Annotated in this window: 15 protein-coding genes; 7 read left to right on the top strand and 8 right to left on the bottom strand. The window is 56.1% G+C overall.

Annotated features, from left to right (window positions below; translation table 11 throughout):
• Positions 1 to 4: 4 nt before the first annotated feature.
• Together ACXAIA_RS13545 and ACXAIA_RS13540 are read right to left on the bottom strand one after the other, a co-directional pair.
• Positions 5 to 1129, bottom strand: a complete 1125-nt coding sequence (locus ACXAIA_RS13545; protein ID WP_475349790.1) for an ABC transporter ATP-binding protein — start codon at positions 1127 to 1129, stop codon at positions 5 to 7.
• Complete coding sequence (locus tag ACXAIA_RS13540) at positions 1126 to 1911, bottom strand: DeoR/GlpR family DNA-binding transcription regulator (protein WP_475345168.1); 786 nt, start codon at positions 1909 to 1911, stop codon at positions 1126 to 1128. Before ACXAIA_RS13540 ends, ACXAIA_RS13545 begins: the two co-directional genes overlap by 4 nt.
• Before the next feature lie 85 nt (positions 1912 to 1996).
• Between ACXAIA_RS13540 and ACXAIA_RS13535 the strand changes: the two genes are divergently transcribed.
• A complete protein-coding gene (locus tag ACXAIA_RS13535; RefSeq protein ID WP_475349789.1) occupies positions 1997 to 2146 on the top strand; it encodes a hypothetical protein in 150 nt (49 codons plus the stop codon).
• 19 nt (positions 2147 to 2165) lie between these two features.
• Here the strand turns inward: ACXAIA_RS13535 and ACXAIA_RS13530 are convergent, their stop codons facing one another.
• Positions 2166 to 2750: an LOG family protein gene (locus ACXAIA_RS13530; RefSeq protein ID WP_475349788.1), complete on the bottom strand. Its 585-nt coding sequence runs from the start codon at positions 2748 to 2750 to the stop codon at positions 2166 to 2168.
• A 356-nt stretch (positions 2751 to 3106) separates the two neighbouring features.
• Here ACXAIA_RS13530 and ACXAIA_RS13525 point away from each other — a divergent pair, with 356 nt between their 5' ends.
• The 4 genes from ACXAIA_RS13525 (at position 3107) to pssA (ending at position 7190) form a co-directional block, all read left to right on the top strand.
• Positions 3107 to 4078, top strand: a complete 972-nt coding sequence (locus ACXAIA_RS13525; protein WP_475349787.1) for a hypothetical protein — start codon at positions 3107 to 3109, stop codon at positions 4076 to 4078.
• Between the two features lie 220 nt (positions 4079 to 4298).
• Positions 4299 to 5441, top strand: coding sequence for an Ig-like domain-containing protein (locus ACXAIA_RS13520; protein WP_475349786.1), 1143 nt, complete (start codon positions 4299 to 4301; stop codon positions 5439 to 5441).
• A 166-nt stretch (positions 5442 to 5607) separates the two neighbouring features.
• A complete protein-coding gene (locus ACXAIA_RS13515) occupies positions 5608 to 6330 on the top strand; it encodes a phosphatidylserine decarboxylase (protein WP_475349785.1) in 723 nt (240 codons plus the stop codon).
• Positions 6330 to 7190 carry a CDP-diacylglycerol--serine O-phosphatidyltransferase gene (gene pssA, locus ACXAIA_RS13510; protein ID WP_475349784.1) on the top strand — a complete coding sequence of 287 codons (861 nt, stop codon included), beginning with the start codon at positions 6330 to 6332 and terminating at the stop codon, positions 7188 to 7190. The genes ACXAIA_RS13515 and pssA overlap by 1 nt, the downstream gene beginning before the upstream one ends.
• Positions 7191 to 7231: 41 nt before the next feature.
• Here the strand turns inward: pssA and ACXAIA_RS13505 are convergent, their stop codons facing one another.
• From ACXAIA_RS13505 to ACXAIA_RS13485, 5 genes are all read right to left on the bottom strand, one after another.
• Positions 7232 to 8173 (bottom strand): hypothetical protein, encoded by a 942-nt coding sequence (locus tag ACXAIA_RS13505; protein WP_475349783.1) that lies wholly within the window; start codon positions 8171 to 8173, stop codon positions 7232 to 7234.
• A 206-nt stretch (positions 8174 to 8379) separates the two neighbouring features.
• Positions 8380 to 9324 (bottom strand): TIGR02285 family protein, encoded by a 945-nt coding sequence (locus tag ACXAIA_RS13500; RefSeq protein WP_475349782.1) that lies wholly within the window; start codon positions 9322 to 9324, stop codon positions 8380 to 8382.
• A gap of 271 nt (positions 9325 to 9595) precedes the next feature.
• Entirely contained in the window at positions 9596 to 12790 is a 3195-nt protein-coding gene (locus ACXAIA_RS13495) for an efflux RND transporter permease subunit (RefSeq protein WP_475349781.1), read from the bottom strand.
• A gap of 23 nt (positions 12791 to 12813) precedes the next feature.
• Positions 12814 to 13992 carry an efflux RND transporter periplasmic adaptor subunit gene (locus tag ACXAIA_RS13490; RefSeq protein WP_475349780.1) on the bottom strand — a complete coding sequence of 393 codons (1179 nt, stop codon included), beginning with the start codon at positions 13990 to 13992 and terminating at the stop codon, positions 12814 to 12816.
• Positions 13993 to 14110: 118 nt separating this feature from the next.
• Complete coding sequence (locus tag ACXAIA_RS13485) at positions 14111 to 14695, bottom strand: PadR family transcriptional regulator (protein WP_475349779.1); 585 nt, start codon at positions 14693 to 14695, stop codon at positions 14111 to 14113.
• 383 nt (positions 14696 to 15078) lie between these two features.
• On the opposite strand from ACXAIA_RS13485, the gene ACXAIA_RS13480 reads away from it, so the two are divergent.
• Together ACXAIA_RS13480 and ACXAIA_RS13475 are read left to right on the top strand one after the other, a co-directional pair.
• Positions 15079 to 16389: a helix-turn-helix domain-containing protein gene (locus tag ACXAIA_RS13480; RefSeq protein ID WP_475349778.1), complete on the top strand. Its 1311-nt coding sequence runs from the start codon at positions 15079 to 15081 to the stop codon at positions 16387 to 16389.
• A 39-nt stretch (positions 16390 to 16428) separates the two neighbouring features.
• The gene (locus ACXAIA_RS13475; RefSeq protein WP_475349777.1) at positions 16429 to 17106 is read left to right on the top strand and encodes a methyltransferase family protein; all 678 of its coding nucleotides are present in this window, start codon (positions 16429 to 16431) and stop codon (positions 17104 to 17106) included.
• The last annotated feature ends 8 nt before the right edge of the window (positions 17107 to 17114 follow it).

The following is a 17114-nucleotide window of genomic DNA, read 5'->3' as shown; positions in this document are numbered from 1 at the left end:
CCTGTTAAAGTGTCGAAGTTGCAGTGTCAGGTTGAGAGGTGATCTTGGTATCGTGCGCTGATGTGCCCGGTACCGTCGGTGTCAGACGATGACCGCCTTCGCCATCAAACCAGTGGGCCGCAGCGCCAGCCCAGCTGAGCGAGACTTCTGTCCCGGGCGAAATTTCAACGCGACCGGGCAGGCGGGCAGTGGCCCCCTCTGTGCCCGGGATCGCAACAAATACGAATGTCTCCGCACCCAGAAATTCACTGCCGGTCACGGTCGCAGGAATGCCCCATGGTGCATTTTTCAAATCAGTGGTCAGGACCAGGTCCTCGGGCCGGATGCCAAAGGTGAGGTTACTGGCATCAAAGTCCTCAGGAATGACAGAAGCAGGCAGGGCGGCTGCCGGTAAAAGCGTCATGGGCGGGCTTCCGACAAACCCGGCGGCAAAGGCGGTGGCGGGTTTGAGGTAAAGATCGGCCGGATCGCCGACCTGCTCGATCCGGCCATCCTTCATCAGAATGACGATGTCGGCCATGCTCATGGCTTCGGTCTGATCGTGGGTGACATAAACCACCGTAATGCCAAGGCGCTGTTGCAGATCGCGGATATCCTTGCGCACCGCATGGCGCAGTTTGGCATCAAGGTTTGATAACGGCTCATCCATCAGACACAGCGGATGACCGGCAACAATCGCGCGCGCCAGTGCGACGCGCTGACGTTGGCCACCGGAAAGCTGGGCGGGTTTGCGGTCCTCATATCCCTCAAGGCCGGTGACGCGGAGCGCATCTTCAAGACGGGTCTTGATCTCGTCCTTTTTGGTTTTGCGCACCTTCAGGCCAAAGACGATGTTTTCAGCCACACTCAAGTGCGGGAACAGGGCATAGGATTGAAACACCATCGACAGGCCGCGCTTGGACGGCGGGGTGCTGGTGACATCCTTGCCATCAATCGTGATGGTGCCGTGATCGGCGGTTTCAAGCCCGGCAATCAGGCGCAGGGTTGTCGATTTACCGCAACCCGAAGGGCCCAACAGAACCACAAAGCTTCCGCGCGGAATGTCGAGCGACAGGTCATGCACGCCATTGCCGCCGTCAAACACGCGCGACACGGAAGTGATTCGAATAAAGGGGTGTTGGTCAGTCATTCGTAACTTTCGCTTTTGGCAATTTGCAGACGTGCGCGAACGTCTTCACGGTCAAACAACGGATCGAAAATGCCGCCGGGAACACCGTCGACCACGATCAGGTCGGGGTCGGTGATATGGCCGCCCTTGGCAGGCGCGGGGCGGCCGAATTTCGATTGATCGGCAACAAGGATGGAATTGCGGCAATTGCTGGCAATCGCCTGACGCAGCGAAACCTCGCGATGGTCGAAATCGGTCAGGGTGCCGTCGGGCTCGATCCCGCCAACGCCAAACAGACCGAAATCGACCTTGTATTTGTTAAACATCACCTCGGCCTCGGGGCTGATGACGTCGCGATCGGGCAGGCGCAGCGTGCCGCCGGGAATGACAATCCGGTTGCCGGTATTGTTGCCCAGCGCCATGGCGGCATTCATGTTGTTGGTGATCACGGTCAGGTGGCGATGGTCGGCCAGATTGAGCGCAACCAGTTCCAGCGTGCTGCCAATCCCGATCAGGATCGATGCCCCGTCTGGGATCAGGCTTGCGACATGAAGGGATATGGCATGTTTGGCGGCGATATTGGTGACCTGGCGACTGTCATAGGACAGGTTCATGCCCGGCTCACCGGCATATTCAACGCCACCATGGCGACGGCGCACCAGATTGGCGTCACTTAACATATTGACGTCGCGGCGCACGGTTTGCGGCGTAACGTCAAAATGCTCGGCCAGCTTGTCGATGGAGACAAAACTGTCACGGCGCAGGATATCGATGATGTCGCGTTGTCGCGCAGAAATATTCATTTGATCGTTCAATTTGTTGTTTTGAACATTGAAGCGATCATACGCGGCTTCGTTGTCACTAAGATTTCAGAAGCGTGACATTCATATGAATATTCCGACGGCGGCGAATGGCCCGGAAATCAACGGATTTTTACGTGATGCGCAAACGAACATCGACCGCAAACCCATCCGAACAGGACGGGGCTGTAACAAAAAACGCCGCCCGATCTTAATCGAACGGCGTTTCAAAGCGTGAATGCGGATCGATGTGCTGATCAGAACAGTTTTTCGCGCGGATCAAAGCGCGGGGCGGGCTCGGCCGCAAGCTGTTCGAACACTTCCTCAAGGGTATCGGCGACGGTATACAGGTTCTTGTGGCTTGGGCGGGCAAAGCCGTCCTCGATGATGCCGTCAATCATGTCAAAGCACTTGTCCCAATAGCCCAGCGCATTGAGGAACACCATCGGCTTGTCATGAATGCCAAGCTGGCGCAGCGTCATGGCTTCAAACGCCTCATCCAGACTGCCAAGGCCGCCCGCAAGGGTGACGAAGGCATCGGATCGTTTGAACATCTCGACCTTGCGTTCATGCATGGATTTGCAAACGATCAGTTCGGACAGGCCGGTATGGCCGACTTCGATATCATCGAGATGGGCCGGAATGATGCCAACCACCGTTCCGCCATTTTGCATGACGCCATCTGCCACGGCCCCCATCAGACCGATGCGTCCCCCGCCATAAACCAGCGTGATATCGCGTTCGGCCATCATCTTGCCAAAGGCGATGGCATTTTCCATGTGTCGCGGATCCTTGCCGTCTGAAGCACCGCAAAAGACACAGATTGATTTTACTTTCGTCATGGCGACCTGCCTTGTGTTTCTTGTTTCGCAGGTAGCGGGACGGCGCAAATGGCTTGCGCATCGTCCCGTACGGAAAGCGACCATAACCGATCAAATCGCGTCTGTGGCAGTAATTTCCGCATGGCAGCATCTGAAATTTAAGTGACATGCCCGTGCCCTGATTTGCTGGTGCCCTGATTTGATCGTCTTTGGCCGTAATCTTGCCAACAGGTCGTGGCAAAGATGATCAAGGCTTGGAAACCCGCAGTTCGCGCGCTTTTTGTCGCAGGGTTAACAAGTTCTGAACCTGATTGTGGGATGGGTAGGTCTCGCACTGTATTCAGCGTAACCATAAAAAGAAGGCAGGATCGCCCAACGTGTTTGTCGACAGTCCATTCATTCTCGCCATTGTGATATCGGGCATTATTGCCGCCGTTCTGATGCTGGCCTTGTGGCTGGGGCTGGAACGCGCGATTGCGCGCCGTCTTGTTTTGGGCGCTGTGATCCCGGCGGTTGCCGTGGCGGTGCCTGCGGCCATCGGATTGCCCGAAACCGCACGCGGCGGCGTGGGGGCAGCACTTTTGATGCTTGTCCTTGGCGGTGTCTGCGGCGCGATTATGGATTTTTCGCGCCTGTCGGAACGCATATCGCTGGGCGTTGCCGGGGTGATCTTGTTGCTGGGTGCCTGGCTGGTGCTGGCAGCGCCGATCAGTGGGCTTTCATACCATCCCGGTGCGATCCAGATCGTCGCCTGGCTGGCGTTTTTGAGTATTGGTGGCTGCTTCCTGTGGGTAACGCGCCCGGATTTCTCCGAAGATGACGATGACACCGCCAAATCGGCCAAGGGCAAGAAGACCAAAACCGCCAAGGCCAAAGCAGGCAAGGCGGATGCGGCTGTGGATAATGTTGCCTTGGCAAAGCCGGGGCCCGTGGCAGTTCTGATGACATTGGCCCTGGGGCAGGGGATTATTGTTTATCAGTTCGGGTTAACTGATTTTGTTGTCTTGCAGGCCGCCCTGACGGTGGCGCTGATCGTAGCACTGATTTCGGAAAAGGCCGCACCACAATATCGTGTGGCGGTCTGGCTTGGCGTGGTCGGGGCGCTGATGGCGGGGGCTGCCAGTGCGATGATCATTGTGCCGGCATCCTGCCTTGCCTTTGCGGTGTTGCTGCTGGTGGTGTCGGGGCGTCAGGCATCGGTCCGATTGGCTGCCCATCTGCCGGGCGATAATCCTGCGCAGGCGGTGCTGTTGGGCAGTGTGATCAAGGTCGGTGTGCTGGCCTTGCCGCTGATCATGGCCGCCCTTGTTGCCTATGTCGGGGCCGAAATGGCGGCCAGAGCCGTTTGAGGTGAAGGTTGACTTGGGGCGAGTAGACTGATTCTCTTCATCTTTGCCTAACGGTTGCGCGGTATCGTTTGTTTGTTACGTTATGGAAACTGCGCGCCGAAAGTAGTACAAGTTTCTAATTAACGTGCTCGGACGGGTTGTTTGAGGGGAATATGGCAAACAATTTCAATGTCTTGAGTGGAAGTCGAATAAACATAAACATCGTTCAAGGATATTTCCGGTGAAGCGACCCTATATCCTCGTCATAGTCGGCGTTGTACTGATCATTGCAGCAATTGCGCTGAATTACATGCTGACCAAGAGTGCGGATGAAGAAACCGCACCGGCAGTTACCCAGACGCCTGCAGTTACCACTGAAACGACGCCAAGCGAACCGGCATCCGAGCCGGAAACTGCAGCGCCCGAAATTTCCAATCCAAGCTTTGATGTTGTGCGCATCGGTCCGGACGGCAATGCCGTTATCGCCGGTCGCGCCGAACCGAACAGCACGGTTCGCATCCGCGAAGGCGATGAGGTGATTGGCGAAGCCACTGCCGATGAACGCGGCGAATGGGTTGTTCTGCCAAGCAAGCCGCTGGTAAGCGGTGATCGCGAATTGTCGCTTGAAGCCGAAGACGAAACCGGCAATGTCGCCAAGGCCGAAAACAAGATCGTTGTTCTGATCCCCGAGGAAGAAGCACCGGCCGCAGCGACGGAAACGGAAGCCGCAACCACGGATGCGCCGACCGAAACCGCCGCGGCAGAGCAGGGCGAAGCCGCACCGTCTGACGAACCGGCAGAAGAAAAGCAGCCGATCATCGCGCTTAAGGTCCCGACCGAAGGCGAAGGTGCTGCAACCGTGATGCAGGGCCCGGCACCAGAGGCCGCATCTTTCACGGAAGAAACCGAAACACCGGATGCAAATCTGCCGCGTCTGTCGATTGATATCGTCGATTATGACACCGAAGGCCGCGTTGCGATGTCGGGCAAGGCCGATCTGGAGCATACGGTTCGGATTTACCTTGATAACAAGCATGTTGGTACCGCGCCCGCCGATGAAAACGGCAACTGGGCACTGACCATTGGTGAACCGATTGAGCCCGGCAATTACACCATGCGTGCTGATCAGCTTGACAGTTCGGGCACGGTAACCGCGCGTGTTGAAATTCCGTTCGAACGGGCACGACCCGACCAAATTCTGGAACCGGGATCACGCTATGTCGTTCAGCCGGGCAACAGCCTTTGGCGCATTGCGCGCCGCACCTATGGTGACGGCCTGAAATACTGGGTGATCTATCATCAGAACCGCAACCAGATCCGCGATCCTGATCTGATTTATCCGGGGCAGATTTTTGCACTGCCGAACGAAGAAATTCAGCAATAAGCATCACTTTTCTTTGCGAGGGGCAAAGCACATGGTAAGTGTGTTTTGCCCCTTTTACGTATGAAACCAAGTTTGGGGCCAAACAGTTTGACGCGGGTTGCGTTGCCCTTTGTCATCACTAGATGCTAGGGAAGCGCCCGCACAGTACCAAGGGTACCGAATTGATATGCCCAACCATGGCAACCAGGGAATTAAGACTTTGAAATCCGTTCTTGTGCCGATCAATCCGGAAGGCTGGAAATTCGTTGCAATCTTCGCAGCGATCACTGTGGGCTTGTTCCTAATTGCGGAACCGCTGGGCTGGATCGGCGTGATCCTGACACTTTGGTGCGCGTATTTCTTCCGCGACCCGGATCGTATTACGCCCACTGATGAAAATCTGGTGATTTCCCCGGCAGATGGCCGCGTTTGCATGATTTCGCAGGCACCGCTGCCCAAGGAACTCGAACTTGATGACAAGACCCCGCGTACGCGTGTGTCGATCTTCATGAATGTGTTCAACGTCCATGTGAACCGCTGCCCGGTCAATGGCGAGATCGTTGGCGAGGCCTATGTGCCTGGCAAGTTTGTCAATGCCGAACTCGACAAGGCGTCGGAAAATAACGAACGCCAGATACTGCTTGTCCGTGACAAGGAAGGCCGTGAGTTTGGTGTTGTCCAGATCGCCGGTTTGGTTGCGCGCCGTATTCTGTGTGATGTCGGCACCGGTTCAATCCTTAAAGCGGGCGAGCGGTTCGGTCTGATCCGCTTTGGCTCGCGCGTGGATGTTTATCTGCCCGAAGGTGTGTCACCCAACGTGATTGTCGGGCAAACCACGATTGCCGGTGAAACCGTTCTTGCTGATGTCTCAGTCAAGGACAAGGACGCCGCACTCGGGGAGATCCGATAATGGCAGGCGGCATCGAACCCGTTCGTCGTCCCCGTCGCTTCAAGGCGCTGTCGCTGACCCGGCTGGTGCCGAACGTTGCGACGATCATGGGGATGTGTGCTGGTCTGACCTCGATCCGCTTTGCGATGCAGGATCGTTGGGAAGCCGCCGTTGCCGCCATTCTGATTGCAGGGATTATTGATGGCCTTGATGGTCGCCTTGCCCGCATGCTCAATGCATCAAGCCGCTTTGGCGGCGAACTCGACAGCCTGTCGGACTTTGTCTGCTTTGGCGTTGCCCCGGCGATGATGCTGTATTTCTGGTCGCTGCATGAATTTGGTGGCATTGGCTGGGCATTGTCGCTTCTGTTTGCGGTCTGCATGATGTTGCGTCTGGCACGCTTCAACACCCAGATGCTGGGCGAACCGGAATTGCCAACCTGGGCCTACCGGTTCTTTACCGGGGTTCCGGCCCCGGCGGCCGCCGCCCTTGCCATGTGGCCGATTGTTCTGACCTTCCAGTTTGGCGAAGGCATCTTTGACAGCCCGTATATCGTTGCACCCTATGGTGTGATCATTGCGTGCCTGATGGTGTCGCGCCTGCCGACCTTTAGCTTCAAGAAGGTCAAGGTGCCGCGCGCCTGGGTTCTGCCCCTGATGCTGGCATTCGGGGCGTCGGTGGCGTTTCTGGTGTCCTCGCCGTGGCTGACGCTGTCCGTGATTGCAGCTGTCTATTTCATCACCATGCCGCTGTCCTACCGTTCCTATCGCCGTATGGGCGTTGAGAACCAGCACGAACAGGACAAGGAAGATGAAGAAGATGACGATGGCGAACCCGATGACGATCCCCACGAGGGATTGAACCGCGTCCATCAGAACTGATCATCAGATCATATGAAAAGCCGGCAGATTTGCCGGCTTTTTTATTGCGATGGGCTGATCAGGCTGCGGAAGCGATCCGCATCCGATGATGTCAGATGGGTGATATAGCTTTCGGCCAGTTCGACCGGTGCAACGTCAGTCAGAACCGCGTTGATTTTCGCGATAATGTCGTGGCCTGCTTTTGTGTCGCTGCACGCAACTTTGGCCTGAAGAATGTCGGGGGCCTCGGCAATCGGAAGCGACGTAAACGCGTGATCCTGATCGTTATCGTCAAACTGATACCGGGCTTCGATCGGATAGGCGAGAAACCAGTCGATCCTGCCAAGTTCGAGCATTCTGGCGAAATCGGCATGTTGGCGGGTTTTCTGGACATGCGCCCCATGGCCACTTGTCCGAAGCACCTGATCAATCTCAAGCCCGTATGACCGGCCGGCTTCAATGGCGGGTGAAAATGCCGGTTCCTTCAAAAGATCGGTCAGGGAAATTTCGCCTGAACCATCCATAAAGAGCGCGAAATCAGTCGCGCGTTCCTCGGAGACAATGATCGAAATCGGCAGCATGGAAAGAATGGGTTTGCTGAAGACAAATTCCTGCGCACGATGGGCAGTTTCCAATAGACCGGGCATGCACACAGTTTTGTCGTGTGTCACCCCGGCGCTTCGCATGGATGCGAATGCGCGACCGCACGGCTTGACTTCAAGGTGGATATTATAGTCCGGCAGGTGGTCGATCAGGCGTTCGATGCTGGACATGCCAAACCCGGACAACTTTCCATCTTTGACTTTGATGGCTGGCGGCACAATGTCGAGCAGCCAAGTGACGTTTTGCTTCGTCTGACCCGGTTCAGTACGGGATACCAGGTTTTGCGCGACGGTCTTTTCAGATGCGGCAATGGCCGACGGTATCATTGACGTCGCAAGCGTGATCGCAGCAGCCACGGTATTCTTGACGGAAAGTTTTGTAATGGAACGAGATACAGGCATTCAGGTCTGGCGAAATGAGTTTTGAATTTGGGGATTTGGGCGCCAAACCGGTGCGTCAGTATTAGTACCGAGATTGAGCAGCCGGGTTGATACCCGATGCACGTGCGCGCGGCAACCAGCCTTGCATGCATGGCTGCCCCCTGCATTCCGGTCATGGGGCTGGGGCGTTCGGTTCTTGGGCGGGCGAATAGAGGGCGCGATGTTGCCTATTGGGCGGTGGACGGCCGGTATTCCAGCCGGGTTTCGAAATGTTCGGAATGGATATATTGATCGCGCGCAGCGTTGAACCATTCACGGTCATTGGGGCTGAGCCACTGGGCATAATACTCTGTCCAGGGCATGGTTGGGTTTTGATCTATGATGGCATTGATCTCGGCAACGGCCTTTTTGCCAAGCGACGTTTTGGCACAGCCAATGGTCGCTTCAAGCAAGGTCGTGTTGCCGGCAATCGGCAAGGCCTTGATTTCCAGATCAGGTGTTTTCTGTCGGCGGTAATATTCGGCTTCTGACGGGAAATACAGCGTCCAGTCGATCCGGTCGAGTGCAAGCATGCGCAGGAATTTGGTGTCATCAGCAACCTGCATGACCTGCTTTGCATTCCGGTAGCGGTTCAGGTGCTCATCGACATGGGTGCCATATGCACGACCAAGGCGGACAGCTGTCGAAAGCTGTTCATCAGCCAGAAGCGCATCAAGCTCAACATGGCCTTCCGCATTAAGGTAGGGGGCAAAGCGGTCTTCGTCAGACGCCTGAATGACAACCGAAATCGGCAGATGCAGCAGAACTGTCTTGGCAAAGGTGATGTAGTTGCGCCGCTCAGGGGTGGGGATCAGGGTGGTCGAACAGCGTAAAGCGCCTTCGCCCTTTTTCATTTCTGCCAGAAGGCGGGCAAGCGGCACATGAAGGACGCTGTGATCATATTGCGGCAACTGGGCAGCGAACCAGTTCTGGGTATCCGCCGCATAGCCGCTAAGTGTTTCACCCTTGGTGATGAAAGCGGGGGCAAACGCCGGAACCGTCCAGATAAAGGATTGATCTTCATTAGTGTTCTGAGCCGTTGCATACTTGGGCGTCAGCAACGCGAACGCGCTTATGGTGCAGGCAATTGCAAATGCCTTTGATCGTGCCTTATGCCAATAAGCCTTTGCCATGCAAAACCTTTGCTTGCGCCAGAAAACAGTTCCCAAGAATGCGTTTAAGATACTTCCAGAATTCTTAGGAAAGAGTGTATTTCGGGCCGTTTTCACGCGATCTTCGGAATAAAAATCCATATAGTTATAATGTTTGAATGTGCAGCACGCCGCCATTCTTGACGGCCTGAAATATGGTTGGGAATGGACCCAAAAAGGAACCGGCCCCCGGGGAAGGGGGCCGGTGTAACCGCGCGGCGGGGTCGGGGGAAAAGGTCGCGCGGCTATGGGGTTAGCTGGTCTGATCGTGCCCGGTTTTTGACAGGGGCGATCCGAACGTCTTTGCTATCCGTGGTTTGATCTTTCGCATCAGCCCGCCCAGCTTGTGGCGTGCCATCAGCGCACAGGGCGTAAAGACCAGAGTCAGAACCGTCGCAAAGGCCAGGCCAAACGCGATGGAGGTTGAAAGCTGTACCCACCATTGGGTGGAGGGCGCCCCAACCGAGACATCGCGGGTGGCAAAGTCGATATTGACCTGCAAGACCATCGGCACCAGGCCAAGAATGGTCGTCACCGTGGTCAGCATCACCGGGCGCAAACGTTGTGCGCCGGTTTGCAGAATGGCCGATTCAATACTGCTTGCCGTGTGTTTGAGCCGGTCAAACGTATCGATCAGAACGATGTTGTTGTTCACGACAATCCCGGCCAACGCGACGATCCCGATGCCGTTCATGACAATCGAAAACGCCTGCCCGGTCAGCATCAGACCCAGGAACACACCCGCCGTCGACATGATGATGGCGATCATGATCAGAAGTGAGCTTGAGATGCTGTTAAACTGGGTGACCAGAATGATGAACATGATGAACAGGGCGACTGAAAAGGCGTTCTGCAGGAATTCGGCCGACTTTTTCTGTTCTTCGTCCTGGCCCTTGAATTCGACCGAAACACGCGGATCGATCTCAAGGGTGCTCATCCAGTTTTTGACCTCGCCAAGTTTGGTGTCGACCAGAACGCCTTCCTGCACATCGGCCTTAACCGTCAGGGCGCGACGGCTGTCAACGCGGCTGAGTGTGCCGGTTTTGGGCTTCGGCGTGCGCTTGATGAAGTTCGCAAGCGGGACCAGCCCCTTGTCGGTCACGATCTTGAGGTTTTGCAATTCCTCGAGCGAGCGATAGGTAGCCGGATAGCGTCCGACAATATCGATCTCCTCAGTCGAATCATCCGGGCGATAGGTCGAGAAATTGATGCCGTTGGTCACCAGTTTGACGACATTGCCAATCTGGGTGATATCGGCCCCGAATTTCAGCGCCTGTGCACGGTCAACGCTATATTCCCAATCGATGCCCGGAGGTGATTTGCCGTCTTCGAAATTATAAAGACCGCCCATTTCCTGCAAACCGGTCATCAACATGGTTGCCGTTTCATCCAGCAGTTCCGGATAGAAGGAGCGCAACTGGATCTGGATATCCTTGCCCTGCGGCGGGCCGGCTTCCTGGGCGCGGACTTCGACCTGAATACCTGCAAGATCGGCAGTTTCGGAAAGTATACGCTTTTCAATCTCGCTTGCTGTAGGACGGGACTGCCAATCGGCATATTCAAGCTGAACCACGCCAATCACGTCTTCGGATGCCTCGTTGCCGCCGGCACCATCGCCGGACCGGGCATAGACGGTATCAAACCAGTTCTCGCCTTCATGATGGGTATCAAGGGCCAGAATGCGGTTCTCAACTTCGCGGAGCAGCGTGTCCTGCTGATAATAGGACATGTTACCACGTGCACGGACCTGAACCACGGCGACTTCCGGTTCGACCGACGGGAAGAATTCAACACCCTTGCCCAGTTGTCCGAACGCCGCCCAGACCGAAATCAGCACGACAAAGGCCATTGGCACGATCAGCCAATAGAACCGCAAGCAGCCCTTAAGCATCCGGACATAAACCCCGGTACCACCTTTGACCTTTTCAATGTCATCGCCATGATCAGCCGCAATGGCCTCCAAGCTTTCGTTATTCTGACTGCCCGGTTTGCCAAACCATGCGCCGACGGTCGGGACAAAGATCAACGCCATGGCAAGCGATGCGGTCAGGGTAAACAGTACCGTGATCGGCAGAAACTTCATGAACTCGCCAACCACATCCGGCCAGAAGGCCAGCGGCAGGAAGGCGGCAAGCGTGGTTGCTGTTGAGGCAATGATCGGAAGCGCCATGCGCTTGGCCGCCAGTGGATAGGCCTTTTTGCGGTGCAGGCCTTCGATCATTTTGCGGTCGGCATATTCGGTCACCACAATCGCGCCATCGACCAGCATCCCGACCGCCAGGATCAGGCTGAACAGAACAACGATATTGACCGTCATGCCCAAGGCCCACAGCACAAGGATCGCGGTCAGGAACGAGCCCGGAATGGCAAGGCCGACCAAAAGGCCCGAGCGCCAACCCAGTGACCAGATCACGACAACCATCACCAGCAGGATTGCCAGGATCACACTGTTTTGCAGATCGGTCAGCATGGTGCGGATGTCAGATGACTTGTCCTGCGAATAGCTGATGGTCAGGTTGGGCGGAAAAGTTTTCTCGGCTTCTGCCGTGGTGGCCTTGATGGCATCGATGACTTCGATGATGTTTTCGCCAACACGTTTGGAAACCTCGATCGCGATGGCCGGTTCACCATTGAGGCGGGCAAAGCTTTCGGCATCCTTGAAGGTTCGGCGGACATCACCGATATCGCGGAACCGGATGACGGAATCCCCATCGACCAGAAGCGGCATATCAAGAATGTCATTCACGCTTTCAAAAAGGCCGGGCACCTTGATGTTAAAGCGGCCACTGCCGGTATCAACCGCACCTGCGGCCACCAGCGCATTGGAACTGCGCACCAGATTGACGATATCAACGCCATTGAGGCGATAGGCTTCGATCTTCATCGGATCAATGATGAATTCGACTAGTTCTTCACGTTCACCGGCCAGATTGGCTTCCAAAACTGCCGGCAGGCCTTCAATCGCATCTTTCAGGTCACGTGCCATGCGCAGCAATGCGCGTTCGGGCACATCGCCCGACAGGGTGACGACCAGAACCGGAAACAGCGACAGATTGACCTCGTGAACTTCGGGGTCATCGGTATCATCTGGCAGTTCGGACTTGGCGATATCAACCCGTTCGCGGACATCGGCCAGCGCTTCGTCAATCTCGACATCGGAATAGAATTCAAGGGTAACCGACGCCCCGTCCTGATAGGCTTGGGACGTCATTTCCTTCACACCCTCGATCGAACGGAGTTCCTGTTCCATCGGGCGCAAAAGAAGACGTTCGGCATCTTCGGGCGAGACGCCGTCATGATGCATGGTGACATACAGAACCGGGATCTGGACATCCGGGTCGGCTTCCTTGGGGATGGTGTTATATCCCACCCAACCCGTCGCCAGCAGCAAAATCAGAACCAGAATGACGGTGCGCGAACGATTAAGCGCGTGATCAATCAGGGACATTTTTCATCTCCTCATGATACGCGCTATTGCGCGGTTTTTTCCGAAAGGGTGGTGGCGCTGTCTTCCGCTTCGGGAACGGCACCCGGGACATCACCATCATCCATGATCGGCAGGCCGTCCTTGTCGGTGTCGAGGTGAACGACCTTTACAGCAGCCCCTTCCTTGACCCAGTCATGACCAACCACGATCAGCTCAAACTCCTCGGGCAGGCCACCGATCCAGATGCGATCACGATTGCCGCCCTGAAGTTCGACCGGCAGGAAGTCGACCTTGTTGTCATCAACGACCGCGCGCACACCCAGTTCACCCTCGTCATTCAGGGTGAGAACCGACGACGTCACTTTATGTGCGCGTTTGGTGCCAATCGGAATTTCAAGCTCTGCCGTCATGCCATCGGGAATGCGCAGATCAGCATTATCAATCTCGACCTCCACCCGGAAGGTGCGGGTATCGTTATCGGAAACGCGCGCGGTATAGCGCACGATACCGTCATGGGTGCTACCATCAAACAGTTTCACACTGGCAAGCTGGCCAAGATCAATCGCACGAATGGAATGTTCGGGGACATGGGCCACGACCAGCATCGGATCGCCCTGGATAAGGGTTGCGACCGGATCACCGATGGATAAAAGGTCACCGACCTCGGCCGGGCGTTCTTCAACAATGCCGTCAAACGGGGCGCGGATTTCGGTATTGCCCAGTTCGGTGCGCGCAATGGTCAGATTGGCGCGCGCCTCTTCAAGCAGGGCAAGCGCCTCGGCAACGCCGGTTTTGGAGCGGTAGTTCTTTTCTGCCAGGCTTTCAGCCGCCGTATGTTCCAGTTCACGCTGGGCAACAAGGGCGCGGGCCTTGGCAACACTGGCCTGACGGTCACCGACGTCAAGGCGGGCGATCAGATCGCCTTTCTGGATCGGCTGGCCTTTTACCGCACCGATTTCAATGACGCGCGCTTCGGTTTCCGCACGGATATCAACAGAAATGACGGCTTCGGTACGTCCGGTGATGCGCAAGTGATCGACATGGTCAACCGCGTGACTGGTAATCGTGCGCACGCTGGCCAATGGCTTGGGCGCATCGCTTTCGGCAGTCTCGCTATCAGACGCGGTCTGATCGGTCGGTTCGTCTGCCGTCAAATAGGAGCTGCCGATCCATATAACGGTCCCAACGACCAGTAGAATGGCGATCAGGCGTGAAGCATTCATTGTTCTGTTCCCTCAAATCTTCCGTTGCCGGAATGCGTCAGTGGCTCTCTGTTGGGCACGTCGGACGTTTTATGGTTTCAGGCGTTGCAGTCTTGTGTGCTGCTTAGGGTAGCGTTGCTCAGGTTTTGTTGGCCTTGCGATTTCGTAATTCATCAAGCAGGCCCTGCTTGTTTTCGCGAATGAACGTCAAGGTCGCATTGCACATGGCCTGCCCCAGTCCGGCAACAAAGCAGCATCCCGGTTTGGGCGTGCCGTCTTCGTCCCGGCCATGGGAGGTTTGCGGGGCCGGTTTGTCGGTGTTTTCCGGATCGATTTGCTGGCCCATCAATTCATGGCGGGCGGCAAATTCATCGATCAGGGCCTCGGTCAGCTCGATCGGCATTTCCTCGGCAAAGGTCAGCATGAACAGAATGTCGGACCGATAGCGATCTTCACCCGGACGCGTCTGCAAAAGGGTACGCAGGAACGAGCGGCGGCCTTCTTGCGTCAGTTGATAGATCTTCTTGTCCGGTTTGTTTTCCTGTTCATGTTCAACAAACGTGACCAACCCATCCTGGGTCAGCTTGGTCAGCGCCGGATAGATCGAACCAAGGGACGCGATCTGAAAATGGCTGAAGGTGCCATCTTCAAACATCTTGCGGATTTCATATCCTGTTGCCTCGCCGCCCATCAGGGCACCCAGACATAATGTACGTACGTCCATCTTCTGATCTGTATCCTTGTTGCTTCCCCCGGATCGAACGTACCCTGGCGGGGGAAGGTGCCAAGGTGACTATATCAATCCGATATATATCGGACTATCATATATCAATTCGATATAGTCAAGCGACTATGATGGAACTTTTTATGACAGCCTTTCAATCTGGACGATTCACATCCTGATGGTGTTACATCATGAACCGCGATTTCGATCCGGTGCGGATTATCTGGTGATCAGATTGGCAAAACCGGCCTGCTTGCGCGTCCGCCTGTGCATAATCGGACGCCGATAGTGTCCGATTGTGTCTATTGAAACGATATAGTCGGCCGCATCGCGACATGGTGTGGCGGGCATTCAGGGATCGACAAATTCAGGAGCATGCCGGAATGACCGGTTGGACGGGTTATGTAAGTGCGGTGGTGGCAGCAGTCGGGTTGGTGCAGGCGGTGTTTCTGTGTCTGATCCTGCGATCGGAAGGCGCGCGCGCCTTTGGTGCCAACCGCTGGATGATGCTGTTTATTGCAACGATTGCGCTGAACCTTATTCAGGATGTCGCGGAACCGTTCGTTGCAAGGGACCTGGAACGCTTCCTGAACCTGTTTTTCGGCCCGATCAATTACGCCATCGCGCCGGCGATTTACCTTTATTTCCGTGAAATTTCCGGCAATCCGTCCCGCCGCCCATGGGGCCATTTCATGCTTGTGCTCGTCGTGTTCAACCTGATTGCGTGGGTTGTAACCGGCGATGGGCGGGGCGAAGCGCTGTGGGCCGGGCGATACACCACAGCAGAACTGGTCGAGGGTTTTTGCTGGATCGCGATCTTTGTTCAGATCACGCTTTATCTGGTGCTGTTGTGGCGGGTGGCGTGCCGGTATCTGCACAAAACCCAGGAACAGCTCGGCGCCGACCGCAAGGCCATGCAACGCTGGATCGCGGTGGTTCTGGGCGGTCTGACCTTTGTGTTTATCACGGTCGCGGTTGGCAAAATCGTCGGGCTTTATCTGCCCGATAACACCGAAATGTTTGGCACCGAGGTCGCATTTGCGCTGGTGCTGTTTGCCATGAGCTATGAAATCGCCACCCAGCCAGCTTTGTTCGTCATGGCCGACTGGCCATCAGATGATGCATCGGATGATGGGGATGATCGCACCCGTGCCGAGACCCTTGAGGCATCCGAGCAACCGGCGGAAGTGCGTGTCGCAAGTGCGTCGGAAAAAGCACCGGCCATCACTGACGTCTCAAATGATGGAAGCGCACCGCGCCCCTTGCTCGATCAGGATGGCGTGACGCGGGCCTTGGCCCGGCTGGATGATATTCAGGCGCGTGGGGATATCCTGCTGGATCCTTTGGTCTCCTTGCCAAAGCTTGCGCGTGCGGTCGGCATTACCCCCAATCAACTGTCCTATGTGCTCAACCACCATGTCGGCAAAAGCTTCTTTGATTTCGTCAATGCCGCCCGGGTCGCGGAAGCCCGGTCTGTGCTGGTGTTGGAGCCCGATCGCACCATTCTTGATATTGCGCTCAGTGTCGGCTTTAACTCCAAATCGACCTTTAATTTGGCCTTCAAGAAAATTACCGGCGAAACGCCAAGTGCTGTCCGTGAGGCCGCGCGGCAGGCGGTGGCCAAACCCGAAACCCTGTCCGAGGCCGAAACACAAAGTCCGGATCAACAGCATTGGACGCCAAAGGCCGGGTGACTGCCCATCATGAGGCCCTCTTAAACCAAGGGGGCTTCCATGCATCACGATCAGCCGTTTTCGACCGACCCGACCCAAGACATCGCAAGTGCCAGCCCGTCTGGCGCTGATGATTTGCAGATCATCCAGCGCCGTCGCAAACGCACGCTTCGCATTGGGGGTGTTGTGCTGCTGGCATTGGTGTGTTTTGCCCGCGCCGGGTTTGATCGCGAAACTGCATGGCATGACAGCATCGAGGCCGTCGGGATCGTTGCGATCATGCTGTGTATTTTCGGTCGGGGGTGGTGCGCGCTTTATATTGGCGGGCGCAAAAAGACGTCGCTGGTCACACTTGGCCCATATTCCATCAGCCGCAATCCGCTTTATGTCTTTAGCTTCATTGGCGCCTTCGGGGTCGGGGCGCAGACGGGCAGTCTGGCGATTGCGGGGCTGTTTGCCCTGGGCTGCTGGTTGGTGTTTCGCGGCGTGGTCGCCCATGAAGAAGCCATGCTGGGCGAACGGTTCCAGGCGTCGTTTGCCGACTATTGCCAAGCCGTTCCGCGATTTGGTCCCAACCTGATGAAATGGCGGGATACGGAAACCATCATGGTTAAGCCCGATCTGTTCCTTGTGACCGTGCGCGATGCCTGCTGGTTTCTGATTGCCGCCCCGGTATTTGAAGGCATCAAGCTTTTGCAAGAACAGGGATGGTTGATCCCCCTGATCTGGTCGCCATAAGGCGCAGA

The sequence above is a fragment of the Thalassospira sp. ABL2_045 genome (genome assembly GCF_056161285.1).
The sequence above is the reverse complement of the archived record's forward strand: the minus strand, read 5'-3'. Positions and strand labels throughout refer to the sequence as shown.

What these genes read in the sequence shown, in the direction of transcription:
- ACXAIA_RS13545 (WP_475349790.1), bottom strand. Translation starts at nt 1,129, where the DNA reads ATGACTGACCAACACCCCTTTATTCGAATCACTTCCGTGTCGCGCGTG.
- ACXAIA_RS13540 (WP_475345168.1), bottom strand. Translation starts at nt 1,911, where the DNA reads ATGAATATTTCTGCGCGACAACGCGACATCATCGATATCCTGCGCCGT.
- ACXAIA_RS13535 (WP_475349789.1), top strand. Translation starts at nt 1,997, where the DNA reads ATGAATATTCCGACGGCGGCGAATGGCCCGGAAATCAACGGATTTTTA.
- ACXAIA_RS13530 (WP_475349788.1), bottom strand. Translation starts at nt 2,750, where the DNA reads ATGACGAAAGTAAAATCAATCTGTGTCTTTTGCGGTGCTTCAGACGGC.
- ACXAIA_RS13515 (WP_475349785.1), top strand. Translation starts at nt 5,608, where the DNA reads ATGCCCAACCATGGCAACCAGGGAATTAAGACTTTGAAATCCGTTCTT.
- pssA (WP_475349784.1), top strand. Translation starts at nt 6,330, where the DNA reads ATGGCAGGCGGCATCGAACCCGTTCGTCGTCCCCGTCGCTTCAAGGCG.
- ACXAIA_RS13505 (WP_475349783.1), bottom strand. Translation starts at nt 8,173, where the DNA reads ATGCCTGTATCTCGTTCCATTACAAAACTTTCCGTCAAGAATACCGTG.
- ACXAIA_RS13500 (WP_475349782.1), bottom strand. Translation starts at nt 9,324, where the DNA reads ATGGCAAAGGCTTATTGGCATAAGGCACGATCAAAGGCATTTGCAATT.
- ACXAIA_RS13495 (WP_475349781.1), bottom strand. Translation starts at nt 12,790, where the DNA reads ATGTCCCTGATTGATCACGCGCTTAATCGTTCGCGCACCGTCATTCTG.
- ACXAIA_RS13490 (WP_475349780.1), bottom strand. Translation starts at nt 13,992, where the DNA reads ATGAATGCTTCACGCCTGATCGCCATTCTACTGGTCGTTGGGACCGTT.
- ACXAIA_RS13485 (WP_475349779.1), bottom strand. Translation starts at nt 14,695, where the DNA reads ATGGACGTACGTACATTATGTCTGGGTGCCCTGATGGGCGGCGAGGCA.
- ACXAIA_RS13480 (WP_475349778.1), top strand. Translation starts at nt 15,079, where the DNA reads ATGACCGGTTGGACGGGTTATGTAAGTGCGGTGGTGGCAGCAGTCGGG.
- ACXAIA_RS13475 (WP_475349777.1), top strand. Translation starts at nt 16,429, where the DNA reads ATGCATCACGATCAGCCGTTTTCGACCGACCCGACCCAAGACATCGCA.